Origin of the sequence: Streptomyces sp. NPDC101776 (assembly GCF_044766845.1) — a bacterium.
Taxonomy (GTDB): domain Bacteria; phylum Actinomycetota; class Actinomycetes; order Streptomycetales; family Streptomycetaceae; genus Streptomyces.
This window is the reverse complement of record NZ_JBIWMV010000021.1, coordinates 67,392-84,032: the sequence shown is the minus strand read 5'-3', so window position 1 is coordinate 84,032 and position 16,641 is coordinate 67,392. Positions and strand designations below refer to the sequence as shown.

Genomic DNA, 16,641 nt, shown 5'->3' with positions numbered 1-16,641 from the left:
GAGAAAACGGAAGAAGAGATTTTCGGCCAACGGATCGTGATCTTCGGTATCGGAATTGCCGGTGAGATCCGCGGTGAGTAGGCCGAGAAGCGGCCAGCCCGCTCGGACCGCGGCGGGAACCGGCTCCTACAGGGTGTTCTCGTTGATGACCTCGACCTCGCACTTGGCCCGGGCAGCCCTGGCCCCGTCCTTGACACGGCCGTCACTGGTCACCAACGGCACCGCGAACCCCTCCGCGATGGCCACGTACGTCGCATCGTAGGCCGTCAGGTTGGATCTCAGTTCGCGGACCCGCGCCAGGAACGGCAGGTGCTCCGACCGCCGGATCGGCAGTGCCGCGAACTCGGCCAAAGCGTCGTCCAGTTGGGGGTCGCTCAGCTTGCCCCCACGGTGCCTGCCGAGCAACGCCGAGGCAACCTCCACATCGGCCAGGTGCGGAGCCAGGAGCCGCTCGCCCCTGACACGCTCACGAACCCTTTCACCCACCGGTCCCGCGTCGGCCACGAGCATGACCAGAGCCCCGGCGTCGATGACGATCACTCGTAACGCCGACCCTGGTCGATGTCCCCGAGTACCTCGCTGGTGGAGAGGCGGGCCGTGGCACGCTCACGGATGCGCTCCAGCACGTCCTCCAGCGACGGCGTGGCCGCTTCCTCCTCAAGCAGAGTCCGCGCGTAGGCCTGCAAGGACTGCCTGTTCCTTGCCGCCCTTATCTTCAGCTCGGTGAGCGCTTCCTCGGACAGGTCCCGCACATACAGAGTCGCCATGCAGCCAATATAGTCGCAACGCTAGCATTTTGCTGGCAGATCAACCAAGCCGGCCTGCGAGCACCTTGAACTGCGCCCACGTCAACGCCGGCGTCCCCGGATCCCACAGCTTCTGCACGGTCGCCCGCAGCGGCATCCGGATGCCGGCCGCGACCTGGGCCTGCGTCTGCGAGTTGGCGAGGTCGCACCAGACCGCGAAGGAACCGCCGAGGATCTGGCCGTCGTACTTCGCCGGGACCGCCTGCGTGCCGCGCAGCACACGCGGGTTCCACTGCTCGTAGATCCGCCGCCCGGTCGGATAGACGAAGGTCTGCGGCTCACCGAGGACGTAGTAGAGGTACTCGTCGTTGTAGTTGAGGACCTTGCGGCCCGCGCTCAGATACGCGACCGGCTGCCGGGCGCCGATCTCCTTGCCCGTCCAGTACGCCACTTGGAGATCCTTGGCCGCCGCCACCGAAGTCCCCTTGAAGAAGCCGTCGTTCCACACCCGCATCGTCCGGTCGTGGTCGCGGACCGTGTCGGCGCGGTCGTTGAGCCAGCCGGTGGTGAGGTCGGCGACGGTGCCGCCGGACCCGTAGGCCTTCGTCGCGGCGGCGGCCAACTGCGGGAAGGACGCCTGGGGGTTGGCGACGGTCAGCGCCTGGTACTCGTCGCCGCCGAGGTGCCACTGGTCGCCGGGGAACAACCCGGCGTACTCGTCGAGGAGTTCGTCGACGATCGCGGCGGACGCGTCCTTGGAGATGTCGATGGCACCGCGGGTGGCGACACCGGACGCGTTGCGCAGTTGGAGCTCCGGGTGGGCGGCGAGCACCGCGCCCAGGTGCCCCGGCGAGTCGATCTCGGGCACGACGGTGATGTGGCGGCCGGCGGCGAGATCGACGATCGCCTTCACCTGGGCCTTGGTCAGGTGATTCTTCGACACGACCTCGGGGTGCGTCGTGGAGGCGATCCTGAACCCCTGGTCGTCGGAGAAGTGCAGCCCCAGTTCGTTGAACTTCAGGTCGCCCAACTCCCGTACCCGGTCCTCGATCCAGGACGCGGTGAACGGCTTGCGCGCGATGTCCAGCATGAACCCGCGCCGCGGCTTGGCCGGTTGGTCGTGCACGACGCCCTCCGGCGCCGTACCGCCGCCGTGCACCTCCTGCTTGAGCGTGCGGGTGCCGTAGAACACCCCCGCGTCCGAGGGCCCGCTGATGGTGACCCGCCCGCCGCGCACGGTCATCGCGTACGACTCCGGGTTCGCGCCCTCGTCGTCGTTCAGCGCCAGCCGTACGTCCCCGGCGCGCACGTCGCCCGCCTCGCCGCCGTACGTGAGTCCCAGTTCACCGGCGATCAGCCGCCCCTCGTCGACGAGGTCCGCGTCGTCGACGACGACCCGGTTCCCCTTGGCGGGGCGCCAGCCGGGACCGCGCGCGGGGGTGTGCGAGCGCACGGCGGGAATGGTGCGGGGTGTCCGCGACAGCGGATAGACGCGGGTCGGGCTCGGGGTGGGCGTGGGGGTGCGCGAGCCCGCGGCCCGCGAGGACGAGGAGGTGCCGTCGGCGGGACTCAGCGCGGCGCCGACCGGGCTCCCGTCGTCCCCGGACGACGCCCACAGCCCGAGGCCGACCCCGCCCGCGACCACGGCGGTGGCCGCGGCGACCGCGATCAGCCCCCGCTTCTGCTTCCGCTTCACCTGCTTCGCCGACGAGCGGCGCCTGTGCTGGCTCACGGCGCCAACCTACGGCCCCCGGTGGATCGCGGACGTCCACCACACGTTCCGAAACTCTCCCGTCCGGGTGAAATTCGGGCATCTGTCGAACACGTCATGACCACTCCGGATAACGTTGGTGACGCACTTCTCACCACATCTCTCACCCCATCCCCTGCCGCACCGTTCGTGACGCGAGGATCCACACTGCCTGCGCACCGCCTCCCCCACCTCCCCGGCCGAGTGGCCATACCGGCGCTGCCCGAGCAGTCCCGCACCTCGCCGTCCCCGAATTCGCTGGAGACGTTCAACACAGCGACTCCCGAGGACGCCCGCCGCACCCTCCTCACCTGCCTCCACAGCCACCGTTGGTCCCGCCGGCTCACCGACCACCGCCCCTACCCCGACCTGGACGCCCTACTCGCGGCGTCCGACGAGGCGGCGTACGACCTCACACCCGGCGACCTGGCGGAGGCACTGGCGGGCGAGTCCCTCCCCGTCCTCCCGGAGGACACCTACGAGGCCGCCCACATGGCCCTCGACGCGGCCCACGCGGCGTACGAGGCGAGGTTCGGCCACGTGTTCGTCATCTGCGCGGACGGGATTGCCCCGGACGAGGTCCTGGACCACGTACTGGCGGAAATCCGGGCACGGCTGACAAACGATCCCGAGGAGGAGCGGGTAGTGGTGGCAGAGGAACTCCGGCGCCTCGCAAGGGGACGGCTCGCCGAGGTCTCTGGCTTCTAGGGGCGCGGGGAACCGCGCGACCGGCCACAAACGACCCGCACCCGGCGAACAAGAAGAGCCCCCCACCCATCAGCCGCCCGAAACTAGCCCATAAGCGCACCTTTGCGTGCCAGTTCGATCACACAGGCAGGCCCGCCGTAAGACCCGCGTCAGCACCTGGTTACGATGCTGAGGGCCGGAGGACCGTACCCGGCCGGGCCCGACCGACAGAGAAGCCGGCGCGGCCCTACATCCCCGCTCCCGGAGGGCTTCCGTGCCGGCTGGAACGCTGTACCGCGGCCGGGAAGGAATGTGGTCCTGGGTGGCTCATCGAGTCACCGGCGTCCTCATCTTCTTCTTCCTGTTCGTACACGTGCTGGACACCGCTCTTGTGCGTGTCTCCCCCGAGGACTACGACAAGGTCGTAGCCACCTACAAGACGCCGATCGTCGCACTGCTGGAGTACGGCCTCGTCGCCGCGATCCTCTTCCACGCCCTCAACGGCCTGCGCGTCATCGCCGTCGACTTCTGGTCGAAGGGCCCCCGCTACCAGAAGCAGATGCTCTGGTCCGTCGTAGGCCTGTGGCTCGTGCTCATGCTCGGGGCGATCTACCCCGTGCTCGGCCACGCCGCTCGTGTTGTCTTCGGGAGCTGACGCAAACGCATGTCAAACAACACAGTCACGACTGAAACCGCGGCGTCGGGCATCGGCCCCGTAGAGAGCGCGGCCGTCTACACCGTGGACAACCCCGCGCCCCTCATCGAGGCCCCCCGCAAGCGCACCAAGAAGACCCCGAAGTCGACCCGGGGCAACTTCGAGATGTACGGCTGGCTCTTCATGCGCCTGTCCGGCGTCGTGCTGGTCGTCCTGGTCCTCGGCCACCTGCTGATCCAGCTCGTGCTCGACGGCGGCGTCTCCAAGATCGGCTTCGCCTTCGTGGCCGGCCGCTGGGCCTCGCCGTTCTGGCAGGTCTGGGACCTGCTGATGCTGTGGCTCGCGATGCTGCACGGCGCCAACGGCCTGCGCACGATCATCAACGACTACGCGGAGCGCGCGAACACCCGGCTGTGGCTCAAGGGCCTGCTCTACACCGCCACGGTGTTCACCATCCTGCTGGGCACGCTGGTGATCTTCACCTTCGACCCGAACATCCGCTAGGCCATCGGGCTGAGGGACTGAGGAATTCTGATGAAGATCCACAAATACGACACCGTCATCGTCGGCGCCGGCGGCGCCGGTATGCGCGCCGCGATCGAGTCGACGAAGCGCAGCCGCACCGCGGTCCTGACGAAGCTCTACCCCACCCGCTCCCACACGGGCGCCGCGCAGGGCGGTATGGCCGCCGCGCTCGCCAACGTGGAGGAGGACAACTGGGAGTGGCACACCTTCGACACGATCAAGGGCGGTGACTACCTGGTCGACCAGGACGCCGCCGAGATCCTGGCGAAGGAGGCCATCGACTCGGTCCTCGACCTGGAGAAGATGGGCCTGCCGTTCAACCGCACCCCGAACGGCACCATCGACCAGCGCCGCTTCGGCGGTCACAGCCGCAACCACGGCGAGGCCCCGGTCCGCCGGTCCTGCTACGCGGCGGACCGCACCGGCCACATGATCCTGCAGACGCTGTACCAGAACTGCGTGAAGGAGGGCGTGGAGTTCTTCAACGAGTTCTACGTCCTCGACCAGCTGATCGCCGATGTCGACGGCGTCAAGACGTCGGTGGGCGTGGTCGCGTACGAACTGGCGACCGGCGAGATCCACGTCTTCCAGGCGAAGGCCGTGATCTACGCGTCCGGCGGCTGCGGCAAGTTCTTCAAGGTGACGTCGAACGCGCACACCCTGACCGGCGACGGCCAGGCCGCCGTGTACCGGCGCGGGCTGCCGCTGGAGGACATGGAGTTCTTCCAGTTCCACCCGACCGGCATCTGGCGCATGGGCATCCTGCTGACGGAGGGCGCCCGCGGTGAGGGCGGCATCCTCCGCAACAAGGACGGCGAGCGCTTCATGGAGAAGTACGCGCCGGTCATGAAGGACCTCGCGTCCCGTGACGTCGTGTCGCGGTCGATCTACACCGAGATCCGTGAAGGGCGCGGCTGCGGTCCCGAGGGCGACCACGTCTACCTCGACCTCACGCACCTCCCGCCGGAGCAGCTGGACGCCAAGCTCCCGGACATCACGGAGTTCGCGCGCACCTACCTCGGTATCGAGCCGTACACGGACCCGATCCCGATCCAGCCCACCGCGCACTACGCGATGGGCGGCATCCCGACGAACGTCCAGGGTGAGGTCCTCACCGACAACACCACGGTCGTCCCGGGCCTGTACGCGGCCGGCGAGGTCGCCTGCGTGTCGGTGCACGGCGCCAACCGCCTGGGCACCAACTCCCTCCTGGACATCAACGTGTTCGGGCGCCGGGCGGGCATCGCGGCGGCGGAGTACAGCCAGAAGGCGTCGTACGTCGAGCTGCCGGAGGACCCGGCGCAGCAGGTGATCGACCAGGTCGAGCACCTTCGTGCCTCCACCGGCACCGAGCGCGTGGCGGTCCTGCGGCGTGAGCTGCAGGAGACCATGGACGCGAACGTCATGGTGTTCCGCACCGAGCAGACGATCAAGACGGCGGTCGAGAAGATCGCGGAGCTGCGCGAGCGCTACCGGAACGTCTCGATCCAGGACAAGGGCCGCCGCTTCAACACGGACCTCCTTGAGGCCATCGAGCTGGGCAACCTGCTCGACCTCGCCGAGGTCATGGCGGTCTCGGCGCTCGCCCGCAAGGAGTCCCGCGGCGGTCACTACCGCGAGGACTACCCCAACCGCGACGACGTCAACTTCATGCGCCACACCATGGCGTACCGCGAGGTCGGCGACGACGGCACCGAGTCCATCCGTCTCGACTACAAGCCGGTCGTCCAGACCCGCTACCAGCCGATGGAGCGTAAGTACTGATGGCTACCCCTGTTCTGGACAAGGCGGAAGCGGCCGGCCAGCCCGAGCCCGGCTTCGCCGACTCCCCGTACATCACGGTCACCTTCCGGGTCCGCCGCTTCAACTCCGAGGTCTCGGCGGAAGCGGTCTGGGAGGACTTCCAGCTGGAGATCGATCCCAAGGAGCGCGTCCTCGACGGTCTCCACAAGATCAAGTGGGAGATCGACGGCACGCTGACCTTCCGCCGCTCGTGCGCGCACGGCATCTGCGGTTCGGACGCGATGCGGATCAACGGCAAGAACCGTCTCGCCTGCAAGACCCTGATCAAGGACCTCAACCCCGAGAAGCCGATCACGGTCGAGCCGATCAAGGGTCTGACGGTCCTGAAGGACCTGGTCGTCGACATGGACCCGTTCTTCCAGGCGTACCGGGACGTGATGCCGTTCCTGATCACGAAGGACACGAACGAGCCGACCCGCGAGCGTCTCCAGACGGCCGAGGACCGCGAGCGCTTCGACGACACCACGAAGTGCATCCTCTGCGCGGCGTGCACGTCCTCGTGCCCGGTCTTCTGGAACGACGGCCAGTACTTCGGCCCGGCCGCCATCGTCAACGCCCACCGCTTCATCTTCGACTCGCGTGACGAGGCGGGCGAGCAGCGCCTGGAGATCCTCAACGACCGTGACGGCGTGTGGCGTTGCCGCACGACCTTCAACTGCACGGACGCGTGCCCGCGAGGCATCGAGGTCACGAAGGCGATCCAGGAAGTGAAGCGGGCGCTGATCACGCGGCGCTTCTGAGGTTGTTCTCCGTACGTGCACGAGGGCCCCGTTTCCGGGTTGGAAGCGGGGCCTTCTGTCGTGCGGCAACCCGTTTGGGTGAACGTGATCGTCAAGGACATACCGGCGCTGTCCGGCCTACGATGATGCTCTCGACACCAGCCCAGCAGGAGGCACCTGATGTCCGCAGCATCCGTCGAGCGGCCCCACGACGACCGTCCGCTGATCGCGGAGGCGAACCGGCTCGTGGACCGCAACCCGGGCTACCGAGTCGAGATCATCGGAGGCCTGATCGTCGTGTCCCCGCCCCCGGACGCACCTCACGCCCGCGCACTGACCAGGTTGATGCGCCCCTTCATCGCATCTGGCATCGATGGAGACGAGGCGGAAGTGCTTCAGGGCATCGGCCTGTGGCTGCCCACTGGCACCGAGGATTACACGATCCCCGACCTCGCCATCGTCGACGCCGACATCGAAGAGCACTACGTCGAGAACAACTGCTACGACCCGGCGCCCTTCCGCCTCGTTCTTGAGGTCACCTCCAGTAACTGGAAAGCCGACCTGCAAACCAAGGTCACCGCGTACGCCAACGCCAAGGTACCGATCTACGTCGTTGTCGACCGCAAACACCAGCGCCTCCACGTCCTCACCGAACCGGCGAAGGACGAGTACGCGAGCCACCGCATCCACGCCCCCGGCGAACTCGTCACCCTCCCCGACACCCTCGGCGCGAAGGTCACCCTCGACGTGGCGGCGATCCTCAACGCGGGCCAGCCGAAGGGCGATTGAGGCTCAGGCCGCCGCCAACTCGCACCAGAGCAACTTCCCGCCCATCCCGAAGAGATCGTCCCCGAGCGGATACCCGCCCCACGCCACGGCGTAGTGACTGACGAGGAACAGCCCCCGCCCGCCATCGGCGTCGGCCGGAACCGAACGAAGGGGACCGGACCGTTTGTCGAACGGCGGCGGAATGTCCGGGTTGGCGTCCCAGACGCTCACCCGGAGGCGACGGGAGTCGAGACACCGCAGACGGAGGGTGGCGGTGCCGCCCGCGTGGCGATAGGCGTTGGTGACGAGTTCGGAGACCAACAGTTCGGCGGGGTCGGTCAGTTGATCCATGCCGTGCCCGGCGAGTACGGCACGGACGGTGGCGCGGGCGATGCGTGCGGCGCGGGGATCGTGGGGCAGTTGGAGGGCGTACGCCCACGTTGGCGGGGATACGGTGACCATGAACGCCTCCTGCGGAGGGGAGAGTTGAGCGGTTCGGAACTCACCGTAGTGGCGCACGTAGAATGGTTTCTACGAAAACTGCGAATACATCCGACGGTCCACTCGTGTGGGTGACCACAGGACGAGGGAGCGAAGCAGCATGCCACCACGGCAGACACCCACGGCACGCCAGATCCGCCTGGGCGCCGAGCTGCGGAAAATGCGTGAGCACGCGGGCCTCACCGCTCGCGTGGCGGGCGAGATGCTCGGCGCCAACCAGGCGCGGATCAGCAACATCGAGACGGGCCGCTTCGGCCTCAGCGAACAACGGGTCCGTACCCTCGCCCAGAACTACGACTGCACCGACGAAGCCCTGATCGACGCACTGGTGGACATGACGGCACACCGCGAGCGCGGCTGGTGGGAGGAGTACCGGGACACGCTCCCGCCCCGCTTCCTGGACGTCGCGGAAATGGAGCACCACGCCCTCGCGCTACGCGTGGCCCAGGTCATCAACATCCCCGGCCTGCTCCAGACCCCGGAGCACGCCCGGACCCTTTTCCGTCAAGCGGTCCCGACGCTCCGCCCGCACGAGATCGAGTACCGCATCTCCCACCGCATCAAGCGCCAGGCCATTCTGCACCGGGCGCAGCCGCCGCAGTACACGGCGATCATCCATGAGGCCGCGCTACGCATGCGGTTCGGCGGCGGCGAGGTAGCTCGCGCCCAGTTGGACCACCTCGCCAAGACGAGCGAACAGCCGCACATCACGCTCCGGGTGATTCCCTTCGACGGCACCGCGTTCCCCACCGTCGGCCACGGCCTGGACTACGCCCACGGGCCGGTGCCCGCTCTCGACACGGCACAGCTCGACGCCGCGCACGGCAGCGAACTCATCGACGCATCAGCACAGTTGACGAAGTACCGACTGATCCTGGACCGCATGGAGGAGGCCACCCTGGAACCCGCCGCATCCCGTGACCTCATCCACCGCATCGCCCAAGACACCTGAAAGCCGAGCTGTGATCCCACTCAACTGGCAGAAGTCCACCTACAGCGAGGAAGCCTCCTCCTGCGTCCACGTCGCCACCGCCCCCACCGGAACGATCCTCCTCCGCGAGAGCGACGACCCGACAGAGACCATCCTCACCACCGGCACCCACCAACTCGGCGCACTGATATCCACCCTCAGACGTGACACTCCGCGCTGAAGTGTCACATTCCCACGCCCCCGGAACCCGCGAGAACCAGGCGGCTCCGGCCGGTCCGGCCCGGTGAGGATGTTCAGCTCACCCGGCCTCGCCCAGTACCAACTCACAGAGATCGGCTCGGCGGCCGGCCGAAGCGCGCGTGCGTCGTCGCGCACGAGGTCACCGATCACGAAGTCGGCACAGGCGCCCGAGCGGTCGCGCAGACTCGCCGCGCGTGCCGCCGGCAGCGAGTCCACCCCGACGACCGCGAACGCACCCGCGCGCCGCCGTCGGCGACGAAGGACCTCTGAAGGCGCCGCCAATCCCCGGCCCGCGCCGATCATCGCCCTAACCTGACGACATGTCAGATGAAGAGTCGTACGAACTGCTCGGCTTCGACAACGTCCTCCTCCCCGTCGGGGACCTCGCCGAGGCCGTCCCCTTCTACGAACGTGCCGGGTTCACCGTCGGGTTCCGGCTCGACGAGGCCGGGATCGCGATCCTGAAGGTCGGCGGCGAGACGCCCGGGGTGCTGCTGCGGCAGGAGGAGGGGCTCGGGCACCGGCCGCCGGCCTGGCCCTCGGCCCGGGTGTGGCTGGAGGTGCCGGACGCGCGGATGGCCGCGCAGCGCCTCGGGGCGGCCGGCATCGCACTGCTCGACGCGCCCGCGTCCGTGGCCACCGGGTGGACCGTCGAGATCGCCGATCCCTGGGGCAACGTCATCGGGTTCACGGACTACTCGAAGCGGCCGGAGTTGGCGCGGCGGGTGTGACGCAGGTCCCAGCGCAAGCGAGTTGAACACGTTCAAAAATGCTCCTACAGTTTCCCCTGTCAGCATTTTTGAACGTGTTCAAGAAGGGGGAGGCGCATGGACCGCACGGTCGTCGCCTACGTCATCTATCTGATCGTCAGCATCGGACTCACCATCTGGGTGGCCCGCACGCTCAGCCGCAACGGGCGGATCTTCCTCGCCGACGTCCTACGGGGGAACGAAAAACTCGCGGAGGCCGTGAACCACCTCCTGGTGGTCGGTTTCTATCTCGTCAACCTCGGGTTCGTCGCCCTGTACCTCAGCGGTGACGGCACCATCGACGACACCCGGGGCATCTTCGAGGCCCTCTCGAAGAAGCTGGGCGTGGTTCTGCTGGTCCTCGGGATGATGCACCTGGGCAACGTGTTCGTGCTCAACAAGATCCGGCGGCGCGGGGTGCTGGAGCACGAGCAGGTGCCACCGATCGGACCGCAGGGCTGGGTCCCTCCGACGGCCGGGGCGTGACGGGGGTGGCCCCGGCCACCCAGGACCGGGACGCCCCGCGCGTCCCGGTCCACGGGCTCACCGTCCTCTACGACGCCGACTGCGCCCTGTGCGCCTTCGTGCGCGACTGGCTCGTACGGCAGTCCCAGTTGGTGCCCCTGGAGCTGGTACCGGCCTCCTCCGAAGAGGCACGGCGGCGCTTCCCCGGGCTCGACCACCGCGCCACCCTCGACGAGATCACCGTCGTCGGCGACTCCGGGCAGATCTACCGGGGCGCCGCCGCCTGGATCGTCGCCCTGTGGGCCCTGCGCGAACACCGGCCGCTGGCACACCGGTTGAGCACACCGGCCGGGGCCAGGATCGCCAAGGGCGCCGTGCTCGCCGCCGCGAAGTGGCGCGGGGCGCAATGGGGCCCCGGCGGATGGGGCGGTGGCGTGTACCGGCAGCAGGACGGGTGGACGTACGACCCGAACAGCGGCTGGTCGTACACCGGGCCGGGCTGCGCAGGCGGCTCGTGCACCACTGGATAGGCTCTGTCCCCGTGCCCGCGAAGAACGACAGCCCTGAAGAGGACGGCGGTACGCCCGCCAGGTCCGCGAAGTCCGAGCAGACCCGTGCGCTGATCCTGGAGACGGCCATGCGGCTGTTCCAGGAGCACGGCTACGACAAGACGACGATGCGGGCGATCGCCAAGGAGGCGGGCGTCTCGGTCGGCAACGCCTACTACTACTTCGCCGGCAAGGAGCACTTGGTCCAGGGCTTCTACGACCGGCTCGCCGAGGAGCACCGGCTCGCGGTCCGCGAGGTGCTGGACAAGGAGACCGACCTGGAGGCGCGGCTCGCGGGCGTGCTGCGGGTGTGGCTGGACATCGCGAAGCCGTACCACGAGTTCGCGGTGCAGTTCTTCAAGAACGCCGCCGACCCGGACAGCCCGCTCAGTCCGTTCTCCGCGGAGAGCGAGCACGCACGCGTGCAGGCCATCAGTGTCCACAGGGAGGTGCTTTCCGGGGCGAAGACCAAGGTGGCGCCCGAACTGCGGGACGTGCTGCCCGAGTTGTTGTGGCTCTCCCAGATGGGGCTCGTGCTCTATTGGGTGTTCGACCGGACCGAGGGGCGCGAGCGGAGTTATCGGCTCGCGGAGCGCGGCGCCCGCCTCACCGCGCGCGGGGTGTCCCTCGCGCGCTTCCGGGTGCTGCGGCCGCTCGTCCTGGAGGTGCACGAGCTGTTCACGGACTTCCTGCCGGGCATGACCCACGCGCTGCCCGACCCGGCGAAGAAGAAGCGCGGGGCGCCCGCCGCCGGACCCGCCGACGACGAACGCCCCTGAGCGGTCAGGTCAGTTGACCGCGTCCACCTCGCCCTCGGCGAGCTCGACGTCGTAGACCAGCGGACCGTCCGCCACGGTGACCTGCCGGGCGATCGGGCCGTACGACGGTGCCGTCGTCGCCAGGAGGTAGGTGCCCGGTGCCGGCACCGAGACGATGTACGAGCCGTCCGCCAGGGACTCGACGCGGTCCAGTTCGCGTCCGCCGGTCGTCCGCAGCGTGACGGACGCGCCCTCCACGGGCCCGCCCTCGGCCGTGCGGACGAAACCGTGGACGGCCGACGCCGGGCCCTCCACGACGGCCTGTACGGGCTCCTCGGCGGGTTCCACGGCGAGGTGCGGCAGGCTCTTGTCGAGCCAGGCCGGGAGCCACCAGTTGGAGTTGCCCAGGAGGTGCATCGCGGCGGGCACCAGGGCCGTACGCAGGATGAAGGCGTCCAGGGCGACCGCGGCGGCCAGGCCGACGCCCGCCGTCGCCGCGCCCGTGTTGCCGCTCAGGACGAAGGCCAGGAAGACGCAGACCATGATCAGGGCGGCGGAGTTGATGACACGGCTGGTCTCCGCGAGGCCGACGCGGACCGCGCGGGCGTTGTCCTTGGTGTGCACCCATTCCTCGTGCATACGGCTCACCAGGAACACCTGGTAGTCCATGGAGAGGCCGAACAGCAGGGACAGCATGATGACCGGCAGGAAGGCGTTGATCGGGCCCTCCTTGCCGAGGCCGAGCATGTCCAGGCCCCAGCCCCACTGGAAGATCGCCACCAGGACACCGAAGGAGGCCGCCGCCGCGATGAGGTTCATCAGGGCGGCCGTCAACGGCACCACCAGGGAACGGAACGCGAGCAGGAGCAGCAGGAAGCTCAGGCCGATGATCGTCGCGACGAAGAGCGGCAGGCGATCGCCCGTCACCGACGCGAAGTCCTTCGAGATCGCCGTCACACCGCCGACGTGACCGGTCGCGCCGGCCCCGGGGATCACCTTGTCCCGGAGGGTGTCGATCAGGTCGTCCGTCTCCACGGACTGCGGTGAGGTCTTCGGGACGACCTGGATCACCGTCACCCCGTTCACGGGCGGCAGCGCGGCGACCTGGGCGACGTCCTTGGTCGCCCGGATGTCCGCGACCAGGGTGGCCGTGTCACCGCTCGAAGTGACCACCTGGAGAGGGCCGTTGAAGCCGGGGCCGAAACCGTCGGCAAGGAGGTCGTACGCCTTCCTGGTGGTCGTCGAGGTGTTGTCGTTGCCCTGGTCGGTGGCGCCGAGGCGCAACGACAGCACGGGGAGGGCGAGGACGGCCATGACGACGAGGGCGAGGGCGGCGATCCGGCGCGGCCGCTTCTGCACGGCGGCCGACCAGCGGACCGCGAGGTTGTCGGTGCGCTCCGGCTCGGGCCCGGCCGCGGCGAGCTTGCGGCGCTGCTTGCGGCTGAGCACGCGCGGGCCCAGGAAGCCGAGCAGGGCGGGCAGCAGCGTCGTGGCCGCCAGGACGCTCAGGACGACCGTGAGCGAGGTGCCGACGACCACGCCGTCCAGGAAGCGCAGGTTCGTCACCAGCATGCCGGCGAGCGCGATGCACACCGTGCCGCCCGCGAACAGCACGGCCCGGCCCGAGGTGTTGAGGGCGATGACCGCCGACTCCTCGGGATCGAGGCCGCGTTGGAGGCCGCGGCGGTGCCGGGTGACGATGAACAGGGCGTAGTCGATGCCGACGCCGAGGCCGATCAGGGTGGCCAGCAGGGGCGCCAGGTCGGGGATGTCGGTGGTGTGGCTGAGGAGCTGGGTGGAGAACAGGCCCGTGCCGACGCCGAAGATCGCGATGCCGATCGGGAGCAGGGCGGCGTAGAACGAGCCGAAGGCCAGGAACAGGACGACGGCCGCCGCGAGGATGCCGACGCCCTCGGCTATGCCGCCCGGCGGTTCCTCGACCCGCTGGACGGCCTGGCCGCCCAGTTCGACGTGGAGGCCGTCACGCTGGGCGTCCTGCGCGGTGTCGACGACCTTCTGGACGAGCTCCTTGGGGACGGCGTTCGCCTGCTCGGCGAAGGTGATCTGCGCGTACGCGATCGTCCCGTCGGAACTGATCTGCGTCGCGCCCCGGGCGCCCGAGTAGGGGCCGGTGACCCCGCCGACGCCCTTCATGTCCGCGATCCTGTCCAGCGCGGGCTGGATCCGGGACTGTACGGACCGGTCCTTCACCGAGCCCGAGTCGACCTTCCACACCACCGTGTCGGTGTCGCCCGAGCTGTTCGGGAAGGCCTTCTCCATCAGGTCGTACGCGCTCTTGGAGTCCGTGTCCGGGAGGGAGAAGACGTTCGCGTAGTCCGTACCCGCCGCCGTGGCCGAGAAGCCCAGGCCGAACAACGCCCCCACCCACACCAACAGGACCACCAACCGGTGCCGATAGCACCACCGTGCCAATGCCGCCACGCTCAACGCTCCTTCATCGAAACCGAGTTGACTCGGTCGGTCGGTCGATTGGTCCCCCAGGTCCTGGGCTACAGAATTGGCGGCGGCACGCACGCGTGGACACGTCCTGGCCATGACTCTCAAGGAACTCCAAAGACCGGACGGCCCCGATGTCGGTGCCGCCGCCGATACTGGGGGCATGACGGCTCCAGGAACCGTGCTGGTGGTCGAGGACGAACCGAGCATCGCCGACGTCCTCGCCATCGCGCTGCGCTACCACCGCTTCGAGGTGATGACCGCGGGCACCGTGCGCGAGGCGCTCGCGCTGGCCGAGCGCACCCGCCCCGACTGCGCGCTGCTCGACGTGATGCTCCCGGACGGCGACGGCCGCGCCCTGGGGCACGAACTGCGCGCCCGCAGGCCCGAGCTGGCGATCGTCTTCCTCACCGCGCGGGACGCGCCGGCCGAGATCGTCGGCGCCCTCGGCTTCGGCGACGACTACATCACCAAGCCCTTCGACATCGACGTGGTCGTCGCCCGCATCACCGCCGTCCTGCGCCGCACCCGCCCCGCCGACGTCCTCCCGCAGCGCCCGCCCCTGCGCTACGGCGACCTGGAGCTGGACGAGACGACGTACTCGGTGCACCGCGCGGGCCGCTCGGTCGAGCTGACTCCCACCGAGTACGCCCTGCTGCGCTTCCTGGTGCGCAACGGCGGCCGGGTCGTGCCCAAGGAGCAACTCCTGCGCCACGTCTGGCAGTACGAGCACACCCCGCCGGAGTCGACCGTCGTCGAGACCTACATCAGCTATCTGCGGCGCAAGCTGGAGACCCTGGGACCGCCCGTGATCACCACGCGCCGGGGTGTCGGATACGGGCTCGCATGAACATCCGCCTGCCGAACTGCGAGCGCGGCGCCCACTCCCTGCGCGCCAAGCTGACCCTGGCGAACCTCGCGCTGCTCTCCCTCGGCATCGTCATGGCCACCGCCGTCAGCCTGATGGGCATGCGGCACTATCTGCTCGCCCAGGTGGACGCGGAGCTGACCAAGTCCCGTGACTCGCTGAGCAGTTCGCAGCTCACCATGCGGCAGATCAACGTACTGAGCTCGCTGGCCGGCATCGGCGACCGGCTGGTGCCGCAGCAGCAGCCCGGCTCCCCGAAGCCGGACACGGTGTTCGCGGCGGTCGACCGCCAGGGGAGGGTGCTCACGATCGCCGGGTACGCCCCGACCGTCGCACAGCGGGCGCTCGCCGACGCCTTCCAGGACCCGACCGGGCTCACCAAGGACCGCACACCGCGCGACGTCTCGCTGCGCGGCGACTCCTACCGGGCGACCGGGACCCGGCTCACCGACGGCACGTACATCCTGATCGCCGCCTCCACCGGCAACCTCCACCACGGCATGGCCAAGGCCCTCAAGCTGGACCTCACCTTCGGCAGCCTGCTGCTGGTGCTGCTCGCCACGCTGACCATGATCAGCGTGCGGCGGCGACTGCGGCCCCTGGAGGACATGGTCGAGACCTCGACGGCGATCGCCGAGGGCGATCTGACCCGGCGCGTGCCCTCCAGCCACCACCCGACGCAGGAGGTCGAGCAACTGCGGGTCGCCCTCAACTCCATGCTCCACCAGGTGGAGTCGGCGTACCGCACGCGCGAGCGTTCGGCGGCCCAACTGCGCCGCTTCGTGGCCGACGCCTCGCACGAGCTGCGCACCCCGCTGTCGGCGATACGCGGCTACCTCCAGCTGTACGACAAGGGCATGCTGACCGAGCCCGACGAGCGCAAGCGCGCCTGGGACCGGATGAACGCGGAGGCGGACCGTATGGGCCACCTCGTCGACGAACTCCTCATGCTGGCCCGCCTGGACCAACAGCCCGAGCTGCGCTTCCGCAACGTCGATCTGAGCCGCCTGGTGCGGGACGCGGCCGAGGACCTGCGGGTGCAACAGCCGGAGCGGCCCGTCACGGTCGGCGCCGACGGCTCCCTCCTGGTGCGGGCCGACGAGTCGGGGCTGCGCCAACTGGTCGGCAACCTGGTGACCAACGTCCGCACGCACACCCCCGCCGACGTGCCCGTACGGCTCGGTGTGGAGCGCGAGGACGGGGTCGTGCGGCTGTGTGTCGCGGATCAGGGTCCGGGGCTCTGCGAGGACGACGCGGCGCGCATCTTCGACCGCTTCTTCCGGGCGGGCGGCGGCGCGGGCAGCGGTCTGGGGCTGGCGATCGTGCAGGGCGTCGTACAGGCGCACGGCGGCGAGGTGGCGGTGCGGACGGCGCCGGGCGAGGGACTCGCGGTGACGGTGACCCTGCCGACGCGGACGCCCGTGCCGTCGTAGGACACCGGGGTTGCCGGTCAGTGTCGGACGGTGTCGGA

18 protein-coding genes and 1 pseudogene are annotated in these 16,641 nt (G+C 69.2%); 14 read left to right on the top strand and 5 right to left on the bottom strand.

What is annotated here, in order from left to right; all coding sequences use genetic code 11:
• Positions 1–126: 126 nt before the first annotated feature.
• Genes ACIRRY_RS41880 through ACIRRY_RS41870 form a run of 3 tightly spaced genes read right to left on the bottom strand, consistent with a single transcriptional unit; the run spans position 127 to position 2,442 of the window.
• Positions 127–540 (bottom strand): type II toxin-antitoxin system VapC family toxin, encoded by a 414-nt coding sequence (locus tag ACIRRY_RS41880; RefSeq protein WP_403983887.1) that lies wholly within the window; start codon positions 538–540, stop codon positions 127–129.
• Entirely contained in the window at positions 537–767 is a 231-nt protein-coding gene (locus ACIRRY_RS41875; protein ID WP_403983885.1) for a FitA-like ribbon-helix-helix domain-containing protein, read from the bottom strand. Before ACIRRY_RS41875 ends, ACIRRY_RS41880 begins: the two co-directional genes overlap by 4 nt.
• A gap of 40 nt (positions 768–807) precedes the next feature.
• Entirely contained in the window at positions 808–2,442 is a 1,635-nt protein-coding gene (locus ACIRRY_RS41870) for a glycoside hydrolase family 20 protein (protein ID WP_403984082.1), read from the bottom strand.
• 258 nt (positions 2,443–2,700) lie between these two features.
• Here ACIRRY_RS41870 and ACIRRY_RS41865 point away from each other — a divergent pair, with 258 nt between their 5' ends.
• From ACIRRY_RS41865 to ACIRRY_RS41840, 6 genes and pseudogenes are all read left to right on the top strand, one after another.
• Positions 2,701–3,204, top strand: a complete 504-nt coding sequence (locus ACIRRY_RS41865) for a 2-oxo-4-hydroxy-4-carboxy-5-ureidoimidazoline decarboxylase (RefSeq protein WP_403983883.1) — start codon at positions 2,701–2,703, stop codon at positions 3,202–3,204.
• A 202-nt stretch (positions 3,205–3,406) separates the two neighbouring features.
• Positions 3,407–3,838, top strand: a pseudogene (gene sdhC / locus ACIRRY_RS41860) (succinate dehydrogenase, cytochrome b556 subunit); the annotation flags it as partial.
• A gap of 9 nt (positions 3,839–3,847) precedes the next feature.
• Positions 3,848–4,342, top strand: a complete 495-nt coding sequence (locus ACIRRY_RS41855; protein WP_328679835.1) for a succinate dehydrogenase hydrophobic membrane anchor subunit — start codon at positions 3,848–3,850, stop codon at positions 4,340–4,342.
• 30 nt (positions 4,343–4,372) lie between these two features.
• Positions 4,373–6,127: a succinate dehydrogenase flavoprotein subunit gene (gene sdhA, locus ACIRRY_RS41850; protein ID WP_403983881.1), complete on the top strand. Its 1,755-nt coding sequence runs from the start codon at positions 4,373–4,375 to the stop codon at positions 6,125–6,127.
• Positions 6,127–6,906 (top strand): succinate dehydrogenase iron-sulfur subunit, encoded by a 780-nt coding sequence (locus tag ACIRRY_RS41845; RefSeq protein WP_403983879.1) that lies wholly within the window; start codon positions 6,127–6,129, stop codon positions 6,904–6,906. Before sdhA ends, ACIRRY_RS41845 begins: the two co-directional genes overlap by 1 nt.
• A 159-nt stretch (positions 6,907–7,065) precedes the next feature.
• The gene (locus tag ACIRRY_RS41840) at positions 7,066–7,674 is read left to right on the top strand and encodes a Uma2 family endonuclease (RefSeq protein WP_403983877.1); all 609 of its coding nucleotides are present in this window, start codon (positions 7,066–7,068) and stop codon (positions 7,672–7,674) included.
• A 3-nt stretch (positions 7,675–7,677) separates the two neighbouring features.
• On the opposite strand, the gene ACIRRY_RS41835 is transcribed toward ACIRRY_RS41840, so the two are convergent.
• Positions 7,678–8,115 (bottom strand): ATP-binding protein, encoded by a 438-nt coding sequence (locus ACIRRY_RS41835; protein WP_403983875.1) that lies wholly within the window; start codon positions 8,113–8,115, stop codon positions 7,678–7,680.
• Positions 8,116–8,254: 139 nt separating this feature from the next.
• Between ACIRRY_RS41835 and ACIRRY_RS41830 the strand changes: the two genes are divergently transcribed.
• The 6 genes from ACIRRY_RS41830 (at position 8,255) to ACIRRY_RS41805 (ending at position 11,866) form a co-directional block, all read left to right on the top strand.
• Positions 8,255–9,106, top strand: coding sequence for a helix-turn-helix domain-containing protein (locus tag ACIRRY_RS41830; protein WP_403983873.1), 852 nt, complete (start codon positions 8,255–8,257; stop codon positions 9,104–9,106).
• A gap of 10 nt (positions 9,107–9,116) precedes the next feature.
• Positions 9,117–9,305: a DUF397 domain-containing protein gene (locus tag ACIRRY_RS41825; RefSeq protein ID WP_403983871.1), complete on the top strand. Its 189-nt coding sequence runs from the start codon at positions 9,117–9,119 to the stop codon at positions 9,303–9,305.
• 340 nt (positions 9,306–9,645) lie between these two features.
• Positions 9,646–10,056, top strand: a complete 411-nt coding sequence (locus ACIRRY_RS41820; protein ID WP_403983869.1) for a VOC family protein — start codon at positions 9,646–9,648, stop codon at positions 10,054–10,056.
• Between the two features lie 96 nt (positions 10,057–10,152).
• Entirely contained in the window at positions 10,153–10,560 is a 408-nt protein-coding gene (locus ACIRRY_RS41815) for a hypothetical protein (RefSeq protein WP_403983867.1), read from the top strand.
• Positions 10,557–11,069, top strand: coding sequence for a thiol-disulfide oxidoreductase DCC family protein (locus ACIRRY_RS41810; protein WP_403983865.1), 513 nt, complete (start codon positions 10,557–10,559; stop codon positions 11,067–11,069). The genes ACIRRY_RS41815 and ACIRRY_RS41810 overlap by 4 nt, the downstream gene beginning before the upstream one ends.
• Before the next feature lie 11 nt (positions 11,070–11,080).
• Positions 11,081–11,866, top strand: a complete 786-nt coding sequence (locus ACIRRY_RS41805; RefSeq protein ID WP_403983863.1) for a TetR/AcrR family transcriptional regulator — start codon at positions 11,081–11,083, stop codon at positions 11,864–11,866.
• A gap of 9 nt (positions 11,867–11,875) precedes the next feature.
• Here the strand turns inward: ACIRRY_RS41805 and ACIRRY_RS41800 are convergent, their stop codons facing one another.
• Positions 11,876–14,278 carry an MMPL family transporter gene (locus ACIRRY_RS41800; RefSeq protein ID WP_403984080.1) on the bottom strand — a complete coding sequence of 801 codons (2,403 nt, stop codon included), beginning with the start codon at positions 14,276–14,278 and terminating at the stop codon, positions 11,876–11,878.
• A 187-nt stretch (positions 14,279–14,465) separates the two neighbouring features.
• On the opposite strand from ACIRRY_RS41800, the gene ACIRRY_RS41795 reads away from it, so the two are divergent.
• Both ACIRRY_RS41795 and ACIRRY_RS41790 read left to right on the top strand, forming a co-directional pair.
• The gene (locus ACIRRY_RS41795; RefSeq protein WP_403983861.1) at positions 14,466–15,152 is read left to right on the top strand and encodes a response regulator transcription factor; all 687 of its coding nucleotides are present in this window, start codon (positions 14,466–14,468) and stop codon (positions 15,150–15,152) included.
• On the top strand, positions 15,149–16,603 hold the full coding sequence (locus tag ACIRRY_RS41790; protein WP_403983859.1) for an ATP-binding protein: 1,455 nt from the start codon (positions 15,149–15,151) through the stop codon (positions 16,601–16,603). Before ACIRRY_RS41795 ends, ACIRRY_RS41790 begins: the two co-directional genes overlap by 4 nt.
• The last annotated feature ends 38 nt before the right edge of the window (positions 16,604–16,641 follow it).

Bases quoted from the DNA above. Each gene is read 5' to 3' on its own strand.
- ACIRRY_RS41875 (WP_403983885.1), bottom strand. From the start codon at position 767: ATGGCGACTCTGTATGTGCGGGACCTGTCCGAGGAAGCGCTCACCGAG.
- ACIRRY_RS41830 (WP_403983873.1), top strand. From the start codon at position 8,255: ATGCCACCACGGCAGACACCCACGGCACGCCAGATCCGCCTGGGCGCC.
- ACIRRY_RS41820 (WP_403983869.1), top strand. From the start codon at position 9,646: ATGTCAGATGAAGAGTCGTACGAACTGCTCGGCTTCGACAACGTCCTC.
- ACIRRY_RS41845 (WP_403983879.1), top strand. From the start codon at position 6,127: ATGGCTACCCCTGTTCTGGACAAGGCGGAAGCGGCCGGCCAGCCCGAG.
- ACIRRY_RS41835 (WP_403983875.1), bottom strand. From the start codon at position 8,115: ATGGTCACCGTATCCCCGCCAACGTGGGCGTACGCCCTCCAACTGCCC.
- ACIRRY_RS41855 (WP_328679835.1), top strand. From the start codon at position 3,848: ATGTCAAACAACACAGTCACGACTGAAACCGCGGCGTCGGGCATCGGC.
- ACIRRY_RS41840 (WP_403983877.1), top strand. From the start codon at position 7,066: ATGTCCGCAGCATCCGTCGAGCGGCCCCACGACGACCGTCCGCTGATC.
- ACIRRY_RS41790 (WP_403983859.1), top strand. From the start codon at position 15,149: ATGAACATCCGCCTGCCGAACTGCGAGCGCGGCGCCCACTCCCTGCGC.
- ACIRRY_RS41815 (WP_403983867.1), top strand. From the start codon at position 10,153: ATGGACCGCACGGTCGTCGCCTACGTCATCTATCTGATCGTCAGCATC.
- ACIRRY_RS41795 (WP_403983861.1), top strand. From the start codon at position 14,466: ATGACGGCTCCAGGAACCGTGCTGGTGGTCGAGGACGAACCGAGCATC.
- sdhA (WP_403983881.1), top strand. From the start codon at position 4,373: ATGAAGATCCACAAATACGACACCGTCATCGTCGGCGCCGGCGGCGCC.